General features: G+C 44.7%; 22 protein-coding genes and 2 pseudogenes. 12 read left to right on the top strand and 12 right to left on the bottom strand.

The genetic code is table 11. From position 1 onward, the window contains the following. Window positions 1–9: 9 nt before the first annotated feature. From JCM19037_RS01575 to JCM19037_RS01565, 3 genes are read right to left on the bottom strand one after another with little or no spacing between them, the layout of a single operon-like run. On the bottom strand, window positions 10–354 hold the full coding sequence (locus tag JCM19037_RS01575; RefSeq protein WP_042397152.1) for a cytochrome C oxidase subunit IV family protein: 345 nt from the start codon (window positions 352–354) through the stop codon (window positions 10–12). Between the two features lie 5 nt (window positions 355–359). Continuing rightward, window positions 360–977 (bottom strand): cytochrome (ubi)quinol oxidase subunit III, encoded by a 618-nt coding sequence (locus tag JCM19037_RS01570; protein ID WP_042397149.1) that lies wholly within the window; start codon window positions 975–977, stop codon window positions 360–362. After that, window positions 961–2,850 carry a cbb3-type cytochrome c oxidase subunit I gene (locus tag JCM19037_RS01565; RefSeq protein WP_238544482.1) on the bottom strand — a complete coding sequence of 630 codons (1,890 nt, stop codon included), beginning with the start codon at window positions 2,848–2,850 and terminating at the stop codon, window positions 961–963. The genes JCM19037_RS01570 and JCM19037_RS01565 overlap by 17 nt, the downstream gene beginning before the upstream one ends. Window positions 2,851–3,120: 270 nt before the next feature. Here JCM19037_RS01565 and JCM19037_RS28055 point away from each other — a divergent pair, with 270 nt between their 5' ends. From JCM19037_RS28055 to JCM19037_RS25415, 4 genes are all read left to right on the top strand, one after another. Continuing rightward, complete coding sequence (locus JCM19037_RS28055; RefSeq protein ID WP_042397143.1) at window positions 3,121–3,525, top strand: aminotransferase class I/II-fold pyridoxal phosphate-dependent enzyme; 405 nt, start codon at window positions 3,121–3,123, stop codon at window positions 3,523–3,525. A gap of 97 nt (window positions 3,526–3,622) precedes the next feature. Further along, complete coding sequence (locus JCM19037_RS28050; protein WP_081828974.1) at window positions 3,623–3,919, top strand: pyridoxal phosphate-dependent aminotransferase; 297 nt, start codon at window positions 3,623–3,625, stop codon at window positions 3,917–3,919. After that, window positions 3,873–4,289, top strand: a complete 417-nt coding sequence (locus JCM19037_RS28045) for an aminotransferase class I/II-fold pyridoxal phosphate-dependent enzyme (protein ID WP_081828973.1) — start codon at window positions 3,873–3,875, stop codon at window positions 4,287–4,289. Before JCM19037_RS28050 ends, JCM19037_RS28045 begins: the two co-directional genes overlap by 47 nt. 19 nt (window positions 4,290–4,308) lie before the next feature. Continuing rightward, window positions 4,309–4,482, top strand: coding sequence for a hypothetical protein (locus JCM19037_RS25415; protein ID WP_193744625.1), 174 nt, complete (start codon window positions 4,309–4,311; stop codon window positions 4,480–4,482). 321 nt (window positions 4,483–4,803) lie between these two features. Here the strand turns inward: JCM19037_RS25415 and JCM19037_RS26415 are convergent, their stop codons facing one another. The 5 genes from JCM19037_RS26415 to JCM19037_RS01535 all read right to left on the bottom strand — a co-directional run bounded on the left by JCM19037_RS26415 (window position 4,804) and on the right by JCM19037_RS01535 (window position 8,925). After that, window positions 4,804–5,166, bottom strand: coding sequence for a Na-translocating system protein MpsC family protein (locus JCM19037_RS26415; RefSeq protein WP_238544481.1), 363 nt, complete (start codon window positions 5,164–5,166; stop codon window positions 4,804–4,806). Window positions 5,167–5,299: 133 nt separating this feature from the next. Beyond that, window positions 5,300–5,476, bottom strand: coding sequence for a Na-translocating system protein MpsC family protein (locus tag JCM19037_RS26410; protein WP_238544480.1), 177 nt, complete (start codon window positions 5,474–5,476; stop codon window positions 5,300–5,302). Between the two features lie 1,313 nt (window positions 5,477–6,789). Further along, window positions 6,790–7,101, bottom strand: a complete 312-nt coding sequence (locus tag JCM19037_RS01545; protein WP_042397141.1) for a hypothetical protein — start codon at window positions 7,099–7,101, stop codon at window positions 6,790–6,792. Window positions 7,102–7,151: 50 nt separating this feature from the next. Then, on the bottom strand, window positions 7,152–7,433 hold the full coding sequence (locus JCM19037_RS01540; RefSeq protein WP_042397137.1) for a hypothetical protein: 282 nt from the start codon (window positions 7,431–7,433) through the stop codon (window positions 7,152–7,154). Window positions 7,434–7,458: 25 nt separating this feature from the next. Then, window positions 7,459–8,925, bottom strand: a complete 1,467-nt coding sequence (locus JCM19037_RS01535) for an amidase family protein (protein ID WP_042397134.1) — start codon at window positions 8,923–8,925, stop codon at window positions 7,459–7,461. Between the two features lie 390 nt (window positions 8,926–9,315). Here JCM19037_RS01535 and pgsB point away from each other — a divergent pair. The 4 genes and pseudogenes from pgsB to ggt all read left to right on the top strand — a co-directional run bounded on the left by pgsB (window position 9,316) and on the right by ggt (window position 12,819). Then, window positions 9,316–10,516 (top strand): annotated as a pseudogene (gene pgsB / locus JCM19037_RS01530) (poly-gamma-glutamate synthase PgsB). A gap of 27 nt (window positions 10,517–10,543) precedes the next feature. Further along, window positions 10,544–10,999 (top strand): poly-gamma-glutamate biosynthesis protein PgsC, encoded by a 456-nt coding sequence (gene pgsC, locus JCM19037_RS01525; protein WP_042397130.1) that lies wholly within the window; start codon window positions 10,544–10,546, stop codon window positions 10,997–10,999. 18 nt (window positions 11,000–11,017) lie between these two features. Further along, entirely contained in the window at window positions 11,018–11,143 is a 126-nt protein-coding gene (locus tag JCM19037_RS28040) for a hypothetical protein (RefSeq protein ID WP_255357825.1), read from the top strand. Between the two features lie 18 nt (window positions 11,144–11,161). After that, a pseudogene (gene ggt, locus JCM19037_RS28035) lies at window positions 11,162–12,819 on the top strand (gamma-glutamyltransferase). Between the two features lie 479 nt (window positions 12,820–13,298). Here ggt and JCM19037_RS01515 read toward each other — a convergent pair. Continuing rightward, window positions 13,299–13,802 (bottom strand): GNAT family N-acetyltransferase, encoded by a 504-nt coding sequence (locus JCM19037_RS01515; protein WP_042397127.1) that lies wholly within the window; start codon window positions 13,800–13,802, stop codon window positions 13,299–13,301. A 1,030-nt stretch (window positions 13,803–14,832) separates the two neighbouring features. Here JCM19037_RS01515 and JCM19037_RS25410 point away from each other — a divergent pair. The 3 genes from JCM19037_RS25410 (at window position 14,833) to JCM19037_RS01505 (ending at window position 16,892) form a co-directional block, all read left to right on the top strand. Continuing rightward, window positions 14,833–15,330: an MFS transporter gene (locus JCM19037_RS25410; RefSeq protein ID WP_052363422.1), complete on the top strand. Its 498-nt coding sequence runs from the start codon at window positions 14,833–14,835 to the stop codon at window positions 15,328–15,330. After that, entirely contained in the window at window positions 15,323–16,015 is a 693-nt protein-coding gene (locus JCM19037_RS21770; protein ID WP_052363421.1) for an MFS transporter, read from the top strand. Before JCM19037_RS25410 ends, JCM19037_RS21770 begins: the two co-directional genes overlap by 8 nt. 196 nt (window positions 16,016–16,211) lie before the next feature. After that, window positions 16,212–16,892 carry a hypothetical protein gene (locus JCM19037_RS01505; RefSeq protein WP_152548892.1) on the top strand — a complete coding sequence of 227 codons (681 nt, stop codon included), beginning with the start codon at window positions 16,212–16,214 and terminating at the stop codon, window positions 16,890–16,892. Between the two features lie 60 nt (window positions 16,893–16,952). On the opposite strand, the gene JCM19037_RS01500 is transcribed toward JCM19037_RS01505, so the two are convergent. The 3 genes from JCM19037_RS01500 to JCM19037_RS01495 form a co-directional block, all read right to left on the bottom strand. Next, entirely contained in the window at window positions 16,953–18,014 is a 1,062-nt protein-coding gene (locus JCM19037_RS01500; protein WP_042397124.1) for a RapH N-terminal domain-containing protein, read from the bottom strand. A gap of 61 nt (window positions 18,015–18,075) precedes the next feature. Then, complete coding sequence (locus tag JCM19037_RS29070; RefSeq protein WP_307189699.1) at window positions 18,076–18,210, bottom strand: hypothetical protein; 135 nt, start codon at window positions 18,208–18,210, stop codon at window positions 18,076–18,078. Beyond that, window positions 18,207–19,376: a Zn-dependent hydrolase gene (locus tag JCM19037_RS01495; RefSeq protein ID WP_307189698.1), complete on the bottom strand. Its 1,170-nt coding sequence runs from the start codon at window positions 19,374–19,376 to the stop codon at window positions 18,207–18,209. Before JCM19037_RS01495 ends, JCM19037_RS29070 begins: the two co-directional genes overlap by 4 nt. A gap of 202 nt (window positions 19,377–19,578) precedes the next feature. Here JCM19037_RS01495 and JCM19037_RS01490 point away from each other — a divergent pair, with 202 nt between their 5' ends. Further along, entirely contained in the window at window positions 19,579–21,180 is a 1,602-nt protein-coding gene (locus tag JCM19037_RS01490; RefSeq protein WP_042397121.1) for a glutathione ABC transporter substrate-binding protein, read from the top strand. Window positions 21,181–21,236: the final 56 nt, after the last annotated feature.

The following is a 21,236-nucleotide window of genomic DNA, read 5'->3' as shown; positions in this document are numbered from 1 at the left end:
CTACGATGTTTAGTACTTGACAACACCAATTAGTAACATGAGTGCAACGATGGTTGGGATGACGAGAAATAACCCTGTCACCATAAAGGTGTTTGGCCACCCGTGGTCTTTCTCTTTTAGGTGCATGAAGTAGTACAACTGCAAGAACATTTGAATGACAGCAAGCACGATGATAAAGCTAACCGCAAAAGCAGCAGGCAAGAGGTCAGCGCCAACAGCGACAAACGCGAGCAGTGTGAGAACAATCATAAACGCAAAAGCGATATACTGAATGCGCTGTTCTTCACGATTCTTTCTTTGGTCCTCTTGAGTCATGGCACTTTTCTCAAAGGGTTCCGATAAGTTGTCGGCCATAGTGATTAACCCCCCATTCCCATAAGATAGACGACTGTAAAAATAAACACCCAAACGACGTCAATGAAATGCCAGTAGAGACTAAACGTATAAAATTTCGGTGCGTTTGTCAGTGTGATCCCAGCGTTGTTGTAACGTATCAATAGTAGAATAATCCAGCCGAGACCAAATACGACGTGAGCACCGTGCAGCCCGACAAGAGAATAAAACGATGAGGCAAACGCACTCGTTGTAAACCCTAAGCCGTAGTGTACGTACTCAACAAACTCATAAATCTCGAAGCCAAGGAAGGCAAGACCTAACAGTGTAGTCATCCACAACCACAGCTTCATTTTCTTAAATTCGTTTTTTCTCATCGCAAACATGGCAATCACGCTCGTCAATGAACTCGTTAATAAAATCATCGTCATTATAAAAACGAGAGGCATGGAGAAGATGTCGGCGGCTTCAGGACCTGAAGCCGTACCGTTTCGAAGACCGAGATACGTCCCGAAGAACGTCGCAAACATCGTCACTTCCCCAGAAAGAAATACCCAAAACCCAACAAACTTGTTCTTTCCTTCGGTCGTTGCTCGTTCCGGGTGAGCGGGCAACCCTTTCGAAAAATCAGCGGTTTCGCTCATCTGCCAACGCCTCCTGTTCCATAGCTTCGATGTTTTCTTTCGTAATGTGATACCCGTGATCTTCTTTCCACGAATGCATCGCCATGGAGCCAAACATTAAAACCGCACCGATACCGACGACGATATACGGGTTAATCCAGGCGTCCATATGCAACATAATTAAACCAAACCCAACGATGAATGAACCTAGCGCGATGAGAAACGGGAAAAACGAGCCGTTTGGCATATGCACGTCACCGATTGGCTCTGCAGGTTTCATCGTTCCATCCCCGTGCACTTTCTCATAAAACAACGGGTCTAGCGACCGAACTTGCGGCGTTTGCGCAAAGTTGTACTCTGGAACAGGTGTATGGGTCGCCCATTCTAAAGTTCGACCGTCCCACGGATCATCGACCGGCTTGTCTGGTGCTTTCTTTGCCGAGTAAACGACGTTGATGAGCAAGATGATAATCGCGACCCCTTGCATGTATGATCCGATGGAAGAGATTAGGTTCATTCCGTCCCAACCTTGATCAGCAAGGTATACGTTCACCCGTCTTGGCATCCCAATGAGACCCAAAATGTGTTGTACAAAGAATGTCAGGTGAAAACCGACATAAAAGATCCAAAACATTATTTTCCCGAGCGTTTCATTCAAACAGTGCCCGAACATTTTCGGATACCAATAAAACGTTGCGCCTAATAGACCGAGAACAATCCCACCGAGAATAATGTAGTGGAAGTGGGCAACGACGAAATACGTATCGTGGTATAGGTGGGTCACTGGCGCCATTGCTAACATCACCCCGGTGACCCCACCAAGAACAAAGGTCGGTACAAAGGAGGACGCACAGAGCATCGCGGTCGTAAACCAAAGTTTCCCGCCCCACATCGTGAACAACCAGTTAAAGATCTTGATCCCCGTCGGAATCCCGATAATCATTGTTGCCAATGCAAAGATTGAATTCGTGATTGGCCCTAAGTTCAACGTAAACATGTGGTGAACCCATACCATAAACCCGAGAAACCCGATAATGATCGTCGCAAAAACCATCGCGGTATACCCGAATAATCGCTTCTTTGAAAACACAGGAATGATTTCTGAAATCATGCCGAATGCAGGCAATACAAGAATGTATACTTCCGGGTGACCGAAAATCCAAAAGATGTGCGGCCAAATCACAACATTCCCGCCCTCACTCGGAATAAAGAATTGTCCACCAAACATACGGTCAAGCATTAATAACGCAAGACCGGCGGCAAGCGGAGTAAACGCGAACACAATGAGCATGCTCGTCACAAACGATGTCCAGCAAAACAATGGCATCCGAAGCATCGTCATCCCAGGTGCTCGCATCGTAATCATCGTTACGATAAAGTTAATTCCTGATATGAGCGTACCGAGCCCGGATATTTGTAAACCGAGCACATAAAAATCAAGTCCTATGCCTGCGTAGTCTCGACTCGACAAGGGGACGTAGGCCGTCCAACCGGCATCAGGACCGCCCCCAAAAAACCAGGAAAGACTCAATAATAATCCTCCAAAGAAGAAAAACCAAAACCCTAATGCGTTTAAAAATGGGAATGCCACATCACGGGCACCGATTTGCAGTGGAATCATGTAGTTCATAAATGCAAACAAAAGCGGTGTTGCTGCTAAAAACAGCATAATGGTTCCGTGCATCGTAATAAATTCGTTGTACGTTTGACCACTTAAAATTGTACTTTCTGGATACATGAGCTGAATGCGGAAGATAATCGCCATCAACCCAGCTTTACCAAAGAATAGCGTTCCTGCCAATAAGTATAAAACTGCTATTTTTTTGTGGTCTACTGTCGTCAGTAAATCCCATAAAACACTCTTTTTCAGCGTTTCTGCAGCCTCTCTAACCACTCGATTCGCTCCCTTCATGCAAGTCTTGAACAGTTTGCCCCTAGCGACAACCATTATGCATACGAGAATTGAACAAAAAATAACCTTCCTCAATGCGCGCAAACATTGAAGAAGGTCATCATTAGAGAAATTCATCCATAAAGGACCAATCCTTGTGGTCGTCTTGACGTTCTCACATCAAGACAGTACTAGTATGTAATGATTCCCAGATATTTATACGTGTACGTTGTCACATGATATGATATAAGAAATGCAAAAAGAGGTGATCGGATGTTACCGACGATTGCAAAACGAATGAACGACGTTCAATTTTCTAAAATTCGGGAACTATCGGAAAAAGCAAGACAGTTAGACGCCTCCGGCGTGCCTGTGTACAGCTTGACGCTCGGTGAACCCGACTTTGACACCCCAGAACCGGCACAAAAAGCCGCCATCAACGCAATGCGTGATGGGGATACGCACTATACACCGAATCACGGCATTCCTGCACTTCGAGAAGCGCTCGCTCAAAAGTTACTTAACGATAATGGCATTCGCGCCGAAGCCGATGAAATTATTGTTACAGCTGGAGGTAGCGAAGCGGTGCTTAACACCCTACTTGCCATTTTAAACCCTGGCGATGAAGTATTAATTCCGAGCCGGCTTGGCCGAACTACGAGTCTGCTGCCCACCTAGCTGGTGCGACTCCGGTGCACATCCCGCTCTCAAAAAGCGACAAGCGGCTAAGCGTCGATTTCAAGACGATTGAGGCCACATAACGCCAAAGACGAAAATGCTCATCGTAAATTCGCCGCATAACCCGACGGGACTCGTGATGACTAAAGAAGAAATCCACCAGCTTGCCAATATTGCCAAGAAACATAACTTGATTGTACTTTCTGATGAGATGTATGAGAAAATTATCTCTGACGGCACTGAGCACGTGAGCATCGCCAGCTTACCTGGCATGGCTGAGCGGACCGTTACAGTGAATGGATTTTCAAAAGCGTATGCGATGACCGGATGGCGCATCGGCTACTTGCATGCTCCAAGTCCTTTATACCAAGGCATTTTCCGTACATCAATTTAACACAGCCTGCGTACCTGCATTCACACAAAAAGCTGCGCTTGCAGCAATGGAACGTGCAGGAGATGTTCTTGAATACATGCGTCATTCATTCGCACTAAGACGAACCTTGCTTGCCGATGCTCTTTCCGGTACTGAACAGCTACAAGTCATGGAAGCGACCGGCGCCTTTTATCTTTTCGTTCGCGTCCACCATCAAGAAGCGAACATTCGCGATTTTGCGTTGCGCTTACTTGAGGATACTGGGGTTGCGACGGTACCGGGCACTGCCTTTGGAGACGCTGGTGAAGGATACTTGAGACTTTCATATGCCGCCTCTGACGATGTATTATTAGAAGCAGCGAAACGTCTCGTCAACTACGTTTCCCACTAAAACCCGCACGGAGGCTCGTATGGATCCACAGTTACGAAATGGAATGCTTATGGTTTTTATCGGTATGGTTTTGTTATTCACGACATTAATTATTGAATATCCATTGTGGCTCTGGGCGATGGTGCTTGCCACAAGCTTTGTTGTGGCGTTCATCGGCGCACGAAACTTATGGTTATTTATTAAACGGTCCTAACAAAGCGGCGGTGGCGACGTGCCCCCGCCGCGTTTTTGTCATCGATTGCAGTATGTACAAAACGTATAGCCTTGCTGCACGTAAGACGCACACTCTTGGTCAATGGATGTGAACTGCTTATCTTCGTGTAGGATGTGTTTGTGGTTACATTGATCGGTAATAAAACGTGTTTTGTGTATAATTTTGTTGTGATGGTCGATAAGATACGGATTCACAATACTTCCCTCCAAATAAAAAACTTTGTACACTGCAAAAAAAAGCCGAAAAGGAGTCTTCTCCTTTTCGGCTTATGTCCGACGCTATCGTCCGGCGCATTCCCACCTATGGTTTCAATGTAAATATAATGTAGCTTTTATCTCGTTGAAAATCCCAATCCACAAAGATATCCTCAACACCTCGTTTTAGAATTTCTTCAAAACCAGCTGCATGTAGCAGTTTCTTTTCAAGGTGTCTCTTTGTAATCTTAAGATGTTCTTCAAAACCTGTCCGAATCAGTTCCTTTTCAATCGTCACAAGAATTCCTTCACGAAAGACGACAAGCGTGCGATCGTTGGCAAAAAACGACTGAACCGATCGCGGCTGTTTCTCCGCTTCTTCGGTCACTCTGCAAATGGCCTCATGGACATTATCTTTTTCAGGGTAGTCGTCTTCTTCTTTTAATTCATTGGCATTAATCCTTGCCAAAATAATTCCTGAACGATTTGAAAGAGACCAGTCATAATACAATTCGTCTATTTCAGTATCTAGCCGTACCCGAAGGTCGCTTTAATATCTGGCAATAATTCTTCCATTAATAAGTCTCTCGTTTCCTCAACCATCACGTCTGATGTTTCGAAACGAGCACCCGCTCCATCGGTGCTAGAAAGTCTCGTAAATGAATAACAACATAGTCGGCTTTTATTGAAACGTAAACCGAAGCCGGTCCTTTACCGAAATTATCACGAAATAACCTTCCAATGTAACTGGATAGTTCAGATTGTATCGATTTCTCCATCGTGCTCATCCTTATTAGCTGTAGACAAAAACATTATTTTTTTCGTCCACTTAGTATTGTACGTGCATTAGTCAGAGCTGTAAAGCTCTAGAACATCTTCATAACACGCCTATACTATTCCCCTAGTCCTAAAGAGATAAACCAATGGTTAGCGTAGGGAGAAGAATGAATTTCATAACATTATTTACTCACATAATAAACGCAGATTTAGTAATAGTATTATTTATTAAGTTACACACTAGGACGATGTTGCACTTGTGGTTTGGAGTGTCAAGTAGACACAGCGAGCACAAGCGGAGCGCAGTGAGAGGTGATGTCGTACTTATGCTCTGGAGTACATAGAAAACACGGTGGGCGTACTTTGACCTCCGATGTTGCACTTGTAGTCTGGACTACAAGCATCGGCCTACAGCGGAAAAAAACAACCAACTGTGTAAATTAGGAAAATGTGCAGTTCATTTCAAATAGATCAATTTGGGCGTGATCTAGATCACCAATCTCCTAAAAATATCCATATAATCACTCAATAGAAGTGTTTATGAGGCAAACAGTTCTTCAACATTGTAGGATAGCGATGTAAATTCAAATTGGACTTCTTTGCCTATTTTCATATTAGCAATCCCCGCTAGCACGGTCGCTCAACTCGATGCGAAAGCACGTGTGATGTTCATCTTCTATAGGTTAAGAAAATCATTCGTCTACAAGATAAGGATTGATAATGGGATTTAGCAGCGGCTTTTGAATCTAATTCAATATCTTCCACGAACAAAGTATTGCCACAAGACCGCGGGATGAAAGTCTTACCATAGCTGGTTTCATGGTAAGATTCCCTTTATTTTACGAGGCGTTTTGCTAAAAATCCTCCCATAGAGACAAGAAATCTTACCATAGAATAACCCATGGTAAGATTTCATCCAAAAACGCTAGCAAATTCGAGAATATCCTCCCATAGCGAATCACTACCTCATACAAATCCTACAGCGTTTATGTTAACGAGCAGTTGAAGTAATGTTCACTTCAAATATAAGAATGGGGGCGATGTTTCACTGATCTGAAGGATCACTCGTTTCAGCTAAATAAAATTCATCCATAATCTTAACCTTTTAACTTATGCGCTTATTGACTAATGCTTCTCTTTTGCACACGTCGTACGAAAACGCAACTCTCTCTGGCAGTGAATCACAGTGAAAGCTTTGAAAAACCCTATTTGATCGCATTTAACAAAGGCGGCAAATAACGAATCAAGTCATCTGATTGCTCTGTTATGAACGTGCGCAGACTTTTCCGGTCCGCCTTTACCGATATGATCTCCATCAGTTCGGGCTCATTACCAGCCTTCGTAGTCTCGTTTGATGCGCTTCAAAAAAGGATACAAATTCGTCTTTTCGCATCGGTATGTTAATTTCATAGATCACCGCGACCCATACATATGCTTCTGGATACACGAGGCAAAGAGGTCCAATAGACGTCACGTGCTCCATCATTTTTGTGGAAAGTCCGACTTCTTCCAGAACTTCTCGTTGAATGTTCCCAACAAGATCGATTTCACCGTTCACGACATCCGCATCATCAATTCCACCGCCGACACATTGGATCATGCGTGGTTTTGCCGTATGTTCACCCATCCTCCCGAAAATTAAATAATTATCTTTCGTGCGAATGAGTGCTGCCGGCGCTAATATCGTGCAAGCCTCTTGCGGGTGTAACGTGCTGGACTTTGCATACAGGTGATGGCGTAATCGCTCGCTTTCATTGCGATGACGAGTTCGTCATTTGTATGGTGAATCGAATCAATGATGAAAAGTTCACCGCGAAAGAACTTGCCATCAGCATTTACCCGCTGCCAATGGGCATCCACCTGCTGTTGTGTAGCTACACTTAATGGCTCAGCGTCTTCGTTAATCGGCACATGAAATTGTGTTGGAACCGGAACAATGTTTAGTGAATGATCCCTCATACCATTTACCCCCTTTCAAAAACGTTTATCCTCCTTCCCAAAGTGGCGACTGTTCGAGTTGCCATCCGAGTTGGAGTAGACGGTGTTCTTGTCCTGCTTGCGTCATTACTTGTACACCGAGAGGCATTCCTTCAAACGTCTTGTACACCGGCAATGAGATCGCTGGTAACCCCGTCATGTTCGCAAGTTGTGTAAACGGAGAATACGTTAGGCTCGGCAAAAACATTTCATAAACTGCTTCAAACAGTTGTTCCGTTGACTTCTCCACAGATTCATACAAACGTTCAACTTCATTGTGAGTGGGGGTCAACTCCCCAACACGCGGTGCGGAAAACGCCGTTGTTGGTGTGATGTACAAATCAAATGTATCTTGAAACCTTACCATACGGGCTTTCGCTTGATCCCAAGCCGATAGGCTACTCGCATAGCTAGCCGCGGAAAGTCTGTCTCCTAAATGACGCAACAGCCACGTCTCTACTTCAACATCCTCTCGCGTTACTGATCGCCCTAAGTCACGTTCTATTGAAGATAGTAGGGCAGCCATCTCACCAGCGTTCATCGTATAGTATTGTTCCATAAGCGTTGTGCCTTCAATGTCCGGACCGCATTCTTCAATGTAATGACCTTCTGCTTCTAACCAACGTACAACTTGACGTACAGCCTGTTTCGCGGCTTCTGAGACTGGTGTCCCGACAGGGGAACGATCATTCCAAGCGATCCGAAGGTTACGTTTTTCAGCTTTTGCCATTTGCTTTTCAAAACTTCCTTCATATATGGGCGTATGAAATGCGGCTTCTTTTTGATATACCTGAAGCTCATCCAACACTCGTGCGCTATCTCTCATAGAACGAGATAAAACAAAATCTATGGCCGCCCCTTGCCATTGCCTTCCTACCCCTGGACCGACGGGTATCCTCCCTCTTGTCGGTTTCAAACCAACAAGGTTTGTAAACGATGCTGGGATTCGAATCGAACCTCCCCCATCGCTCGCTGCAGCAATCGGTACAATCCGTGCTGCAACAGCTGCTGCAGCACCCCCACTAGATCCCCCTGGTGAGAATGCCTCTCCCCACGGGTTGCGGCTCGGTCCATAAACCTTAGGCTCGGTAATATTTTTTAAGCCGAATTCTGGCGTGTTTGTAAAGCCTGTCATCATAAAACCTGCTCGCTTGAGTCGACTAACAAAGTGACTATCTCTTTGCGCGATCCGGTGTGAAAGCAACGCTGACCCAGCCGTTATCGGTTCTCCTTGTATCGTATGTGATAGATTTTTAAGTAGTAACGGCACTCCGGCAAACGCTTCATTTTGAAAGCGACGTTCCTTCGCTTCCTTCCGCGCCCGGTCGTATCGCTCCTTCACAATTGCATTCAGACCTGGGTTCACCTCTTCTGCACGTGCAATGCTCGCTTCTACTAACTCATTTGCCTCGACTTGCCCCGTTTGGACGAGAGACGCCAGCCCAACCGCATCGAAGTTTGTATATTCTTTCAATTCTCTTCACCTCACACCGAATACTCGATCTATTTGCGATTCTATTCCCTTCTTTCAAGAGAGAGAAACAACTTTAGGTCATAGCTCCTGAGTTATGTTACAGCCATATCACAGTCAGATGACACCGTGATTTTCTAGATGAATCCGGGACTATTCTTAATCCTCATGCTTGACGCCAAACAGTTATTGGTAGATATTTCTAGATTTATCATCCAGATAGAGTAGGATGAGCAACCTATTTTAGTCGGTTTTTCATTATACACCAATAATAAACATTTGAATGCTTAATCCAAACGTAATGGTTTTTAATGTTGTTGTGATGGCACGTTTATCTTTGGTAGGTATACTGACGAGTGATGTCAATTGTACAAAGAATAAAGGAGATCATCTATGCTACTCATCGTCGCAACTTGCTTATTATCATTACTGGTCTTTGGCATTATAGAAAGCCATAAACACAACAAAAACGTTTCTTCGATTCCGATACGCATCAATATAAATGGTGTACGCGGAAAGTCTACAGTCACCCGCCTCGTGACAGGTGTTCTTACAGAGGCAGGGCTTAAAACGGTAGGAAAAACGACAGGAACACAGGCAAGAATGCTTTATTGGTATAGTGGTCAAGAAGAACCAATTGTTCGCCGCCCAGAAGGCCCAAACATCGGAGAGCAAAAACATGTGATGAAACAAGTCGCCAACCAAGATGCAGAAGCCATCGTCAGTGAATGCATGGCTGTCACTCCTGATTATCAGGTCGTTTTTCAAGAGCGGATGCTCCAAGCGAACATCGGTGTCATCGTGAACGTACTTGAAGATCACATGGACCTCATGGGGCCAACTCTAGATGAAGTGGCCCACGCCTTTACCGCCACCATCCTTACGATGGTCACCTCATCGTCAACGACAGCCCCTACGTTCCGATGTATAAAGAAATTGCCGAGAAAAGGAACACCCGAGTCATTGTGTGTGACACAACCAAAATTCCTGAAGCCTACTTGCTTCAGTTTGACTATATGGTCTTTCCAGAGAACGCGGCACTTGCTCTTGCCGTCGCAGAAGCGCTCGACATTGATCGCGAAACAGCGTTTCGAGGCATGCTCAATGCTTGGCCTGATCCAGGATCATTACAAATCATGCCGATTGACCTTGACGATTCAACCCCTTCTTACCTCGTAAACGGCTTTGCTGCCAATGATGCGGCGTCAACCATTAATATATGGGACCGGGTAAAATCACTTGGTTACCCAACCGATGATGCGGTCATTATTATGAATTGCCGAAGCGATCGTTACGAACGCACAGAACAATTCGCAAGCGACGTATTGCCGTATTTGCCGTGCAGAACACTCGTCACCATCGGGGAAACGACGAATCCAATCGCTGCTGCGTTCGATCGTGGAGAGATTCCTGCAGACCAGTTCCTGAACTTAGAAAGCTACGACACCGCCGACATTATTGAAGAAGTACGCCTTATATGAAAGACACCGTCATTTATGGCGTCGGCAACATTCACGGAGCTGCCGAGCCGCTAACAGAAGAGCTTAGAAACATGCAGAAAACAAATGAAGAAAAAATCGCAGTCCTACAATAAACAAACGTTTGATTAAGGAGACTCACCATGGATATCGCAGAAGTAACCGTCGCCCTCGTTGCCGGTGTGACACTCAGCTTATTTTTCGCTGAGAAAACAGGCATTGTTCCTGCCGGACTCGTTGTCCCAGGGTACATTGCACTCGTCTTGACCTCACCGCTTTACGCAACGTCTATTTTATTTATTAGCTTTGCAACGTACCTCGTTGTCATGCACATTATTAATCGCTTCACGATTCTCTATGGTCGTAGAAAGTTCGCGGCCATGCTTCTAACCGGCATTATACTCAAGCTAGCATTTGACACCGTGTTTAATTTCACACCTGAAGATGTTGGGAATTTGCAAGCGATCGGCTTGATCGTCCCAGGCCTTGTCGCGAATACCATTCAGCGACAAGGATTTGTAGCAACGATGGCAAGTACAACGCTATTAAGCGTAGCTACATTTGGGATTCTGCTTGTGTATCAACTATTGTTTGTCTAAAAAACAGGAGGGAATACCATGCAACAATCATTACCACTTAAAGAACGGTGCGTGCGTGCAGTAAAATACCAGAAAAAAGATGCTTCCGTTCAGACGATGATTGCGTTTGTCGCCACTCTACTCGTTTTGCTCGTTTTCATGTAGGAAAAGGAAGGGATCGTAATGAATCGAAGCCGAACCGAAACGATCATCGTCATCGTTCTCCTCCTCGTTGCGGTCGTTCTTTTGAGTTTAAATTTCACGAGCGATGAGCGAGATCACGAAGAAGATCGGACCGAAGTACCCGAAATGGAAACAGACACCCCATCAAATTCACGAGTAGATGGCGTCGGGGTCGCTACCGACCACCCTGTAGCGACAGAGATTGGAATGGAAGTTCTTGATCAAGGGGGGAACGCAGCTGACGCCGCTGTCGCCATCTCTTATGCCATCAGTGTTCTTGAACCTCAAGCATCAGGCATCGGTGGTGGCGGCCTGATGCTTGTCCATGCACCTGAAGAACAGGATCCCGTCGCTTTTGATTACAGAGAGACCGCACCGAATCAAAACAATAAACCAGACCCGGGCATTGGTGTGCCCGGGTTCGTCCGTGGCATGGAAAAGGTAAACGCGAACTACGGATCACAACCGATCGAGGACCTCATGGAGCCTGCAATAGAACTCGCCATGGACGGAGTGGATGTTTCTTATACACTTCATACTCACCTACAAAATGCGTACTCCCATATTGAGCCACAGACCGCAGATGTTTTCTTTCCAGGAGGTCGAGCAATTGAGCCTGGTGACCCGCTCGTCCAAGAAGAGTTAGGGCGAACACTGAAAACCATTCAAGAGGAAGGACCTGGTGCGTTTTATCATGGGCCGATTGGGGACCGGATCATTACACGCATTGACGGGTTAGGTCGTGAAGATTTGGCAGGATATGACGTCCAAGTTCGCCACCCAGTGCGTGCGACTTTTGCTGGCATGGATGTATACGCGGCGCCACCCCCTGCAGGGGGGACGATGCTCGTGCACGCTTTGCAAATGGCGGAGCGTTTGTCGCTTGACGCCTGGGCGGATAACCCATCCGAATTTATAAAAAGAGTCGGAGGGATTGCCCGCACCGCTTACGAAGACCGGGTTCAAACGATCGGTGATCCTGCATTTGTAGACGTGCCGCTAACGAACATCTTGGATTCGGATTACGCGGATAACCTTTCAAAAGAATTCCTTGAAGATACCGGTAAAGACCCGCTTCCTGAAGATATGGAAGGCGGAGAAACGGATGGGAACACGACGCATTTTGTAATCGTTGATGAGGATGGATGATGGTCTCAGCGACGAACACACTGAGTAGCTTTTTTGGGTCGGGAATATACATGGACGGATTTTTCTTAAATAACCAGTTGGACAACTTTTCAGCGAGCACAACGTCTCCGAATCGCTATGAACCTGGCAAACGACCGATTAGCTATATTACCCCGACGATTATAACAGCTGATGGACAACCAAAAATCGGCATTGGAAGCTCTGGTGGCCGCCGCATTACGTCGACACTTACGCAAGTGCTCGTCCGCCACTTGTTAATGGATGAACCGATTGAAGATGCCATCGAAGCGAATCGATCATTCTATGATTTTCACTCCCCAACGATATCTGTTGAAGGTCGCATCCCTCCAGACGTCACCGAATCACTTGAACAAGAAGGGTATACCGTTGATCACACGAAAAGCGCCATTTACTTTGGCAGCGTGCAAAGTATCGTTGTCGATGACGAAGCCGGGATTATTACTGGCGGAGCTGATTCAAGAAGAGGAGGAGAGTGGGATGCCCACTAACCTCCTCTTCTTATTCTCTCTACAAGCTAAAGCAGCTTGGGCAACCTGAATGGCCTTTTTTTCGCAAGAACAAGGTCCGGTTTGTTCGATTCATTCATTGATACCACCTTCGTTACCACTTCTACTGACAAACTGACAGCTTTAACACGCCCGCCGGGCCAAGAGTCTTGTCCTACCTTCTCGCTTATTGGTAATCAACGCTTCAACGGTCTTGAAATCCAGTCTGCTAATAATCGATCGTTTCTTCCATTTAAAAATATGGCTCCGTTAGCGTTCGATGTTGCTATTACTCCAAAAACAGAAATTCCATAAATTTATGGAATTTCTGTTTTTGGATGTTTGCTTCTTCAACTAACCGACATATTAGTTGAAGAATATTCTAGTTTTTAATACATTTAATCGAAAAATTTTCCCCGATTGCGGAAAAGCCTTTATGTTGTCTTATTGAAGTTTAACACCCGTTTCAGTTAGCTCAATATTTATGTATATAGGACCATCAAATCCTCATCGAAATACTTCCCATTAAATTTTAGGGCATTTCGTTCTACGCCATAGACCTCAAATCCTACGGACTTGTATAACTTCTTTGCTGAGTCATTTGCAGATACAACTGTTAAGTTTATTTGTTCTAAGCCAATACAATTTTTTGCATTCCTTATAAGTTCAACCATAAGTGATTTACCCAAACCCTGACCTCGACCTTCCGGTGCTACATACATCCCAAAAACATTCCCTTTATGACTGGTTTTAAGACTGGTTTCACGCATAAAAGTAACAATTCCAACTAACGAATCACTTTTATTAAAGGCTCCTAAAACAAATTTATCATTCGTTGAATTTAATCGCTCTACGACAGTTTCCAATGGGAAATTTAATTCTCTTTGATATGTTGAACCAAATGCTTCTGGATTGACTTTTAATCCACTCAATCGTAATTCTTGGTACAGCTGGGCATCAGACTTATTTAAAATACGAATATCCATTAACTACTCACCTTAGTCCCTTTCGTTCACTTTTATCATACAAGTTATTGAACTAAACTGCACCGTTAGTTGAACAAACAGTAATGGTTATATCATGAATCTATATAAGTTACACTAAGGAATTTCTTCAAGAACCAATGGGGCAAACCAACCGTTAACAGCAAAAGCTGAACGTCATTGAAAATCGATGTTTTCGTTCACAGTAGATGTAGCAATAAATGGTTTCTTTGAACACCGTTTAGTGTCACAATTAAGAACCTCTAGTAAGACAACTCCCCCCCCATACAATGCCATTGATTAGAACGAAAGGCGTTGAAGACTGCGGAACAAGGGTCGAGACGAGCCCCCGCAGGTTATCATATTTTCACTGAAAAAAGGAAATCGAAAATATATAACAATGTTTCGTTTGCTATAAATAGAAAATCCCACGTAGACCCTGTCTATGATGGAATTTGCTTCAATGAGGAACAATTTTTAGCCGGAATCCCCACATAGAAAGGCCATATTCCCACATAAACGGTTCTATGATGGGATAATTGATGATTGCAACGCTCGATGTAGTTAAAATCCCCACATAGGACGGACTCACTGGTTCGCGTTAACGAGCAGTTTAGAGAGTGAGGCTCATCTTTTAAGTGACCTCGCCGTAAGACTGAAGAGTCTAGCTAGTCCTCCGCTGCATACAAGAAAACACGGTGGTAGCCTTTTGACCACCAATGTTGCACTTGTACTCCGGAGTACAAGCATTCGCCTGGCAACGACTAACAGCGCAAGTCAGGAAAACTACAGCTCACGCTATGTAGATAACGTAAGCCAAGTAATCTTCTTTAATAATCATGCTCGAACGCCCCATGACGAAGACCGTTCACACCACGGATGTTCTTTACATTCAATGCCGACTGAGGTTGATCGACGTTTTATGACCATGATGGGGTGCGCACAAACGCTAAACATGTGTGCAAATTTTGCTTCCTTTTTTCAACATCTAAAGAATTCATACGTGCTAAACTGTGAGGAAGGAGTGTTCACCATGACCGTATACCGAAGAGATCATTTTATTTATCTTGCCTCTGTTTTTTGTTTCTGGTTGGCTACTTATATTTATGTACCTGTGTTTAGCTTATATTTAGAAAATATCCGTTTTTCATATGAAGCCATTGGCATCATTCTCGGCAGTTACGGTGTGCTCCAAGTGGCCTTACGCTTCCCTCTTGGGGTACTCGCAGATCGGCTGTTATTCTTACGCAAATGGTTGTATGTATCAAGCTTTGCGATTGCGATTATTAGCGGCTTGATCCTCGTATTCTTTGAATCGTTTACGATGGTACTCATCGGTCGACTTTTAGCAGGCATGACCGCAGCGATGTGGGTTATGGCGACGATCATGTATGCCCAATATGTGAAAAAAGAGAATGCAGGAAGAGCAATGGGTGCCATGCAACTGTTTACCGTCCTTCCCCAGTTTGCAAGCATTCTAACTGCCGGCTTTCTCGTTGAATCGCTCGGATGCTTTCGCCGTTTTGGGTAGCGTTGCCGCCTCTTTCATCGGGTTGCTTTTAGCCGTATCAATTAAAGTGATCCCCGCCTCTAATGAAGAAAACGTTCGGTATTCGATTGGAGAGTATGTCACTCGTACACTGAAAACGAAACAACTGCTCCCGATCAGCACGATCGCTCTCATTACACACGGGCTAATGTTTATTTCCATCTTTGGTTTTACACCGAACTATGCAGCAACCCTTGGCATTTCAGAACAAGCCATCGTCTTGTTAATGACGGCGTTCTTTCTCCCACATGCCGTTGCATCACTCATTGTGACTGCGTATCATTTGAACCCGCACACAGAGCGTATTGTCATTTTAACTTGTATGGTATTAGCTGCTCTCATGTTCTTCCTTGTGCCATTTACGAATAGCTTATGGACACTATCCGCAACCCATTTCTTGATTGGTCTAGCACTTGGGTTCGTTCTTCCGATTTGTCTTTCACAAGTTGCAAGACTTGCACCAGATTCTTTAAAAACATCGGTGATGGGGTTTTTCCAATCGTATTATGCCGCAGGCATCTTTTTAGGACCGTGGATTGCCGGAATGGTCGCAGAAGCGTTTCAACTACACGCGGTATTTGTCTTCGCAAGTATTGTTGCAGTAATAGGTAGTATGATTACCCTCTACCTTATCAACGATCAACGGCAACGTGTTGCGAAACATTAGTCTTAAAGACTCTTTTCCTGACGTGTACATTCAGATAAAGTTACTCATCCGTCAAACAATTACGACTCAAAAGAGAAAACCTGTCCCATATGTCATTTGAAATACAAGGTTTCTCCTTTTGAAGTTGAGCATGATCCACAATTTCATAACGATATCTTCATCTTCATTTGTTGAGAGCATTTGAGGAGAACGAATCATGTTTAGTGCAACAGATTGGATTCGCTTGTTTATGGCTGTGTTAATCATCCTACCACTTGCAACAACCACTCGAGAGATGGGCTACTATTTAGCGGCGACCCTTTTACGGAGTAAGAAAAAGAAGCTCATTATCGGAAGCGGGCCCATATTATTCACGATCCCAACCGTAGAAGTCCGGCGATACTTCTTCATGTATTCATGGATGGAATACGAAGAACTAACGCTGAACAGCCGCTTTTGGCACGGCTTCATCTATGCCTCCCCTATTATTACGACAGGAGTTTGTGCCGTTGTTTTGAATGCACTCGTACTGGAAGGAGTACTTGAAGAAAACATCTTTTGGAGCACATTTATTTTCTACTGTTTCTATTATGTTTTCTTTGACATCGTGCCCGTCTATTTGCCCGACGGCCAGCCGACAAACGGCCGGGCAATCTATGATTTAATCCGGCACGGAGAACGGTCTGATTTCAAAAAACAAGACGCCGAACGTTCTTATACAGCGTCGCAAGAAGAAACGATGCAAAATCGTGATCGCGATGAGCAAATGCAAGGAGATCACACGAATCCACAACAAAGCGAAACGCATCACGCGCACCGATCACACACCGAAACACAAGAAAAAACGAAAATCAACCGCGACCGTGATGAAAGAAAGCGGTCCGATCATACGAATTGAAAACGATGAGAGGCACCATACAGCCTCTCATCGTTTTTCTTTTTTCCCAATATCACTTCTTTAACCTCTCACTTCAAGTACTTTCCGCATGTAAAACAAGGCACGTTCATGCGCTTGCTTTTTTTCATAATGATTAACGAGCATTTTCAGTGCATCGACATATACATTTGTATGTGACACATCTTTCAGTGCATTAATGCCGTCATCAATGAGTGGTTCACTAGCGGGTTCGTAAAGCCCACGAATAATCGAACAAACTGCTTTGGTTTCCGAACAACCGAGTTCGTCTGCTCTTGCTTCCGCCCCGAGCAAGCGCTCTTTAGCGACAATATGATCATCAACCATATAACAAACTTTTGCTAACATGGCTTCCGTATTCGCACCAGCTGCTGATTGACGATAGTGATCATCAACGAGGGCAAGTTCTAGGTGCGGTTTTGCTTTTGCGTAGTTTTGTATTCGAATCCAGTATAGAGCAATGGATCGTCTGACGATCGGTTTCGTATGAGGAAGCTTTTCAGCATCGATGAGCACTTCTTTTAAAACTTTACTTGCTTCTTCGTGCTCGTCCACATGTACGTGGCTATCCGCTAGACAAAGCTTTGACTCAATCGTCTTGCGTAAGTATGCTTTTTCTTGTTCAAAAGAGGCAACCGCGTGCTGAAAAGCACGCTTGGCAAATCGATGCATTCCAAGAGCATCATACGATTTCCCTAACCGAAACTTAAATTCCGCCCGTTCAATCTTGTCTTCAACATACATGAGCATCCGTTCCGCATTGCGGTAACGGTCAAAAGCATCTTCAAATTGTTCTTTATAGTAGTAGAAGTCTGCCATCATAAATTCAGATAAGAATTTCAAAAAGTAATCCAGCTCTGAATGCTCAGCAATGGCGAAAGAATAGTATGGATTTTTTTCTTGAAATTGTTTCACGAGCATTTCGTGTTTGTACGACACTAATTGGTAAAATGTAATGACCTTATGGTCTTGTTCCATCTGCTTTAATAAAGGGGAAATCGTCGCTTTCCATTTAATTGATTTATTTAGCTGGTACGAAGAAACGGCTTGATACCATTTGTTGATCTTGCCACCTACTTCTTGTGGTGCATATGCCTCCGGCATGTTCAGCCTCCGAGAAAACACTAAAAGTTTAGAATAGTATAACACAATGTTCTCTCTCGTCCTATACCGTTTTTTCCTCACTCATCACACTGTCTACATACCGCTTTAATACTCTAGCACCGATGACACAGTCTTCTAGTGACGTCCATTCCTCAGGATGGTGGCTAATCCCTTTTAAACTCCGCACGAAAATCATACCAACAGGCATCTGTGTACCATGACCATTGCATCGTGTCCAGCACCACTTGCGATTTCAATCGCTCGATACCCTTCCAATTCAATCGCCGACCTAATGTTTTCTTTTATTTCCTCGGCAACAGGAACTGGCTCAATGTTCAACGTTTCTGTAAACGTGACACATACATCGAGCTCATCCCCTGCTTGTTGTGCAACCTCTTTTACAGCTTGAAACAGTTGGTCTCTTGGTTCACGGTGAATATCTCGAACATCAACAACAAGGGTAACTTCCCCAGGAATTACATTCGACCCATTCGGCGACACATCGAGCTTGCCGACAGTAGCCACAGCAGTATCACTTACTCTAGTAGGTAAATCATAAACCGCTCGTACAAATTGCGAAGCAGCAACTAAAGCATCTTGTCGATCAGTCATCGGTGTGTTGCCAGCATGTCCTGCTGTTCCTTGAAATGAAATGCGCCAATATCTCGGTCCGGCAATACCAGAAACGATACCGACGGGGAGGTCTTCTCGCTCTAACACTTTTCCTTGTTCAATGTGAAGTTCAATGTAAGTCGTTCCGTCTTTGAACTCTCTTTTCGCTTGCACAAATTGTTCGATTGAACTTCCTCGCTCGTGCAGCACGTCTTCAAATGATTGCCCCGCCCCGTCCTTCAGCTGTTTTTGCACATCAAGATCTGCACCACCAATCATTGCTTGGCTGCCGAGCAAACCGCTTTGAAATCGGCTTCCTTCCTCTTCTGTAAAGACGATAATTTCAAATGTGCGAAGAGGGGTAACCCCTGCCTCCACCCAAGACTCAGCGACTTCTAATGCCGATAAAACACCAAGTGGTCCATCAAAGTGTCCGCCATTCGGGACACTATCCAAATGAGCACCACTGATTACCGCTGGAAGTCCCGGGTTTTTCCCTACTACCTTCCCGATGACGTTTCCTGCTCCGTCAAAACGAACTTCCATACCAATAGCTTTCATCCATTCGGCAACTTGTTTCTTTGCTTCCCATTCCTCATCAGAAAATCCAGGCCGGTGACTACCCCCGTCGTCTGTCTCACCAATCTTAGATAACGTGTGCAGTCTCTCCGCCATTCTCATTCCTGATATACCATCACGATCATACTTTTTGTTATAGTCTGATAATAATCTCTCCCGAAAGCTTTTCATAATCCCTCTCCTTCAGCGTTTATTGTAAGAATTTTCATACATTATATCTACCTGCACTTGTTTTTCTTTCTCTATTATCTATTTTCTCAATTTTTTTGATTCTATTCTAATATAATGCTATGATAACAAATATTATGAAAGATTTCACAGAAAGGAGCTTTACGAACATCTTAGAAGAATTTACTAGAGGGGATTGGATCCGATGAAAAAAACATACAAAACAATTGCTGGAGGGTTTCTAGCGGTAACGATGCTTGCGGCTTGTTCAAGCGACCCAGAAGAAACGAGTAGCGACTCAAGCGCAACAGAAGGTTCTGAATCATCAAGCGAAGGTGGAGACGCTGTGCTTGCCATGGGATCTGACGCTGTCGATCTTGACCCACACGGCTCTAACGATACGTCTTCCAGCCATATTCGCACAAACATATATGAACGATTAGTCATGCATGATGAGAATACAGAACTTCAGCCTCATTTGGCAGAAGAATTTGAACAAATTGACGATCTTACTTGGGAATTCAAACTCGTGGAAGGCGTTACCTTTCATAACGGGGAAGAGTTTACTGCAGATGACGTAAAAGCAACACTTGAGCGTGCGGTTGCACCAGAAACGGCGAACCCACGTGTGTTTCTTTATGAAATGATTGAAGACGTAGAAGTTGTTGATGACTATACCGTTCACATCACAACAGAATATCCATTTGCGCCATTACCTGCCCACCTTGCCCATGACGGTGGTGGAATGATGAGTGCCGTTGCCATTGAAGAAGAAGAGAACGGCGAGCGCAACTTAGATATCGACCCGATCGGTACTGGACCGTTTGAATTAGACAATTGGGATCAAGGAAATGAAGTTGTACTATCGAACTATGCAGATTATTGGGGCGGTTCTGTTCCACTGGATTCCGCAACCTATTCTGTCGTAAGTGAACAACTCACAAGAATCGGTATGCTAGAAACGAACGAGGCGCATATCGCTGACGATGTTGACCCTACAAACGCCGGCACACTAGAGACGATGGATGGAGTTTCACTCTCCACTGTGGAAAGCTTGCGGTTGGATTACTTGGGCATGAACAATGAGGTTGAGCCATTTGATAACGTGGACGTGCGTCGTGCCATTACGAAAGCAATTGATAAATCGACCATTATTGAAGGGATCTTCCAAGGATATGGTACAGAAGCGGTCGGCCCAGTAAACCCGCTCGTAAATGGGTATAGTGACGGCATTGAACCGTTAGAATATGACCTTGAAGAAGCACAATCGATTATGGACGAAGCAGGATACGAAGACGGATTCTCCGTTTCACTTTGGTATGAAGAAGGCGACCAAGTAAGCAACCAATTAGCGGTCGTTATTCAAGACCAACTGAGCGAAATTAATATCGATGTAGACCTTCAGACGGTAGAGTGGGGTTCTTTACTTGACGCTACAGCTAATGGCGAGCACGACATGGTGCTCCTCGGCTGGACAACCGTAACAGCCGATGCGGATTACGCGCTATATTCAGTCTTCCACTCTGACATGCACGGCGGTTCAGGAAACCGTACGTTCTATACGAACGAAGACGTGAATGAGCTGCTTGAAGAAGGCAGAAGATCGACAGATGAAGACGAGCGCATGGACATTTATAAAGAAGCACAACAAATCATTATTGACGAAGCCACAATGGTCCCTACCGTACACGACGATTTCCGCGTAGGAGTCTCGGATACGATTGAAGGGTTCATACACTATCCAAACGGCGTGTTCGACTTACGCGAAGCCCGTATTGTTGGCGACGGTGTCGAGAGCGGCTACTAATGACAAACCATAGAGGAGTACGGGGTGCAGAGCGTCCTGTGCTCCTCTTTTTTATA

It is taken from the genome of Geomicrobium sp. JCM 19037 (genome assembly GCF_000698105.1).
Classification (GTDB): Bacteria; Bacillota; Bacilli; order Bacillales; family Marinococcaceae; genus Geomicrobium_A.
This window is presented reverse-complemented; position numbering and strand designations above follow the sequence as displayed.

Bases quoted from the DNA above. Each gene is read 5' to 3' on its own strand.
- JCM19037_RS01570 (WP_042397149.1), bottom strand. From the start codon at position 977: ATGAGCGAAACCGCTGATTTTTCGAAAGGGTTGCCCGCTCACCCGGAA.
- JCM19037_RS01540 (WP_042397137.1), bottom strand. From the start codon at position 7,433: ATGAGGGATCATTCACTAAACATTGTTCCGGTTCCAACACAATTTCAT.
- JCM19037_RS28045 (WP_081828973.1), top strand. From the start codon at position 3,873: ATGCTCCAAGTCCTTTATACCAAGGCATTTTCCGTACATCAATTTAAC.
- JCM19037_RS26410 (WP_238544480.1), bottom strand. From the start codon at position 5,476: ATGGAGAAATCGATACAATCTGAACTATCCAGTTACATTGGAAGGTTA.
- JCM19037_RS29070 (WP_307189699.1), bottom strand. From the start codon at position 18,210: ATGATTTTCGTGCGGAGTTTAAAAGGGATTAGCCACCATCCTGAGGAA.
- JCM19037_RS28050 (WP_081828974.1), top strand. From the start codon at position 3,623: ATGCTCATCGTAAATTCGCCGCATAACCCGACGGGACTCGTGATGACT.
- JCM19037_RS01505 (WP_152548892.1), top strand. From the start codon at position 16,212: ATGTTTAGTGCAACAGATTGGATTCGCTTGTTTATGGCTGTGTTAATC.
- JCM19037_RS28055 (WP_042397143.1), top strand. From the start codon at position 3,121: ATGTTACCGACGATTGCAAAACGAATGAACGACGTTCAATTTTCTAAA.
- JCM19037_RS28040 (WP_255357825.1), top strand. From the start codon at position 11,018: ATGCAACAATCATTACCACTTAAAGAACGGTGCGTGCGTGCAGTAAAA.
- JCM19037_RS01490 (WP_042397121.1), top strand. From the start codon at position 19,579: ATGAAAAAAACATACAAAACAATTGCTGGAGGGTTTCTAGCGGTAACG.
- JCM19037_RS01575 (WP_042397152.1), bottom strand. From the start codon at position 354: ATGGCCGACAACTTATCGGAACCCTTTGAGAAAAGTGCCATGACTCAA.
- JCM19037_RS01515 (WP_042397127.1), bottom strand. From the start codon at position 13,802: ATGGATATTCGTATTTTAAATAAGTCTGATGCCCAGCTGTACCAAGAA.
- JCM19037_RS25415 (WP_193744625.1), top strand. From the start codon at position 4,309: ATGGATCCACAGTTACGAAATGGAATGCTTATGGTTTTTATCGGTATG.
- JCM19037_RS01545 (WP_042397141.1), bottom strand. From the start codon at position 7,101: ATGGGTGAACATACGGCAAAACCACGCATGATCCAATGTGTCGGCGGT.
- JCM19037_RS01495 (WP_307189698.1), bottom strand. From the start codon at position 19,376: ATGAAAAGCTTTCGGGAGAGATTATTATCAGACTATAACAAAAAGTAT.
- JCM19037_RS01500 (WP_042397124.1), bottom strand. From the start codon at position 18,014: ATGCCGGAGGCATATGCACCACAAGAAGTAGGTGGCAAGATCAACAAA.
- JCM19037_RS25410 (WP_052363422.1), top strand. From the start codon at position 14,833: ATGACCGTATACCGAAGAGATCATTTTATTTATCTTGCCTCTGTTTTT.
- pgsC (WP_042397130.1), top strand. From the start codon at position 10,544: ATGGATATCGCAGAAGTAACCGTCGCCCTCGTTGCCGGTGTGACACTC.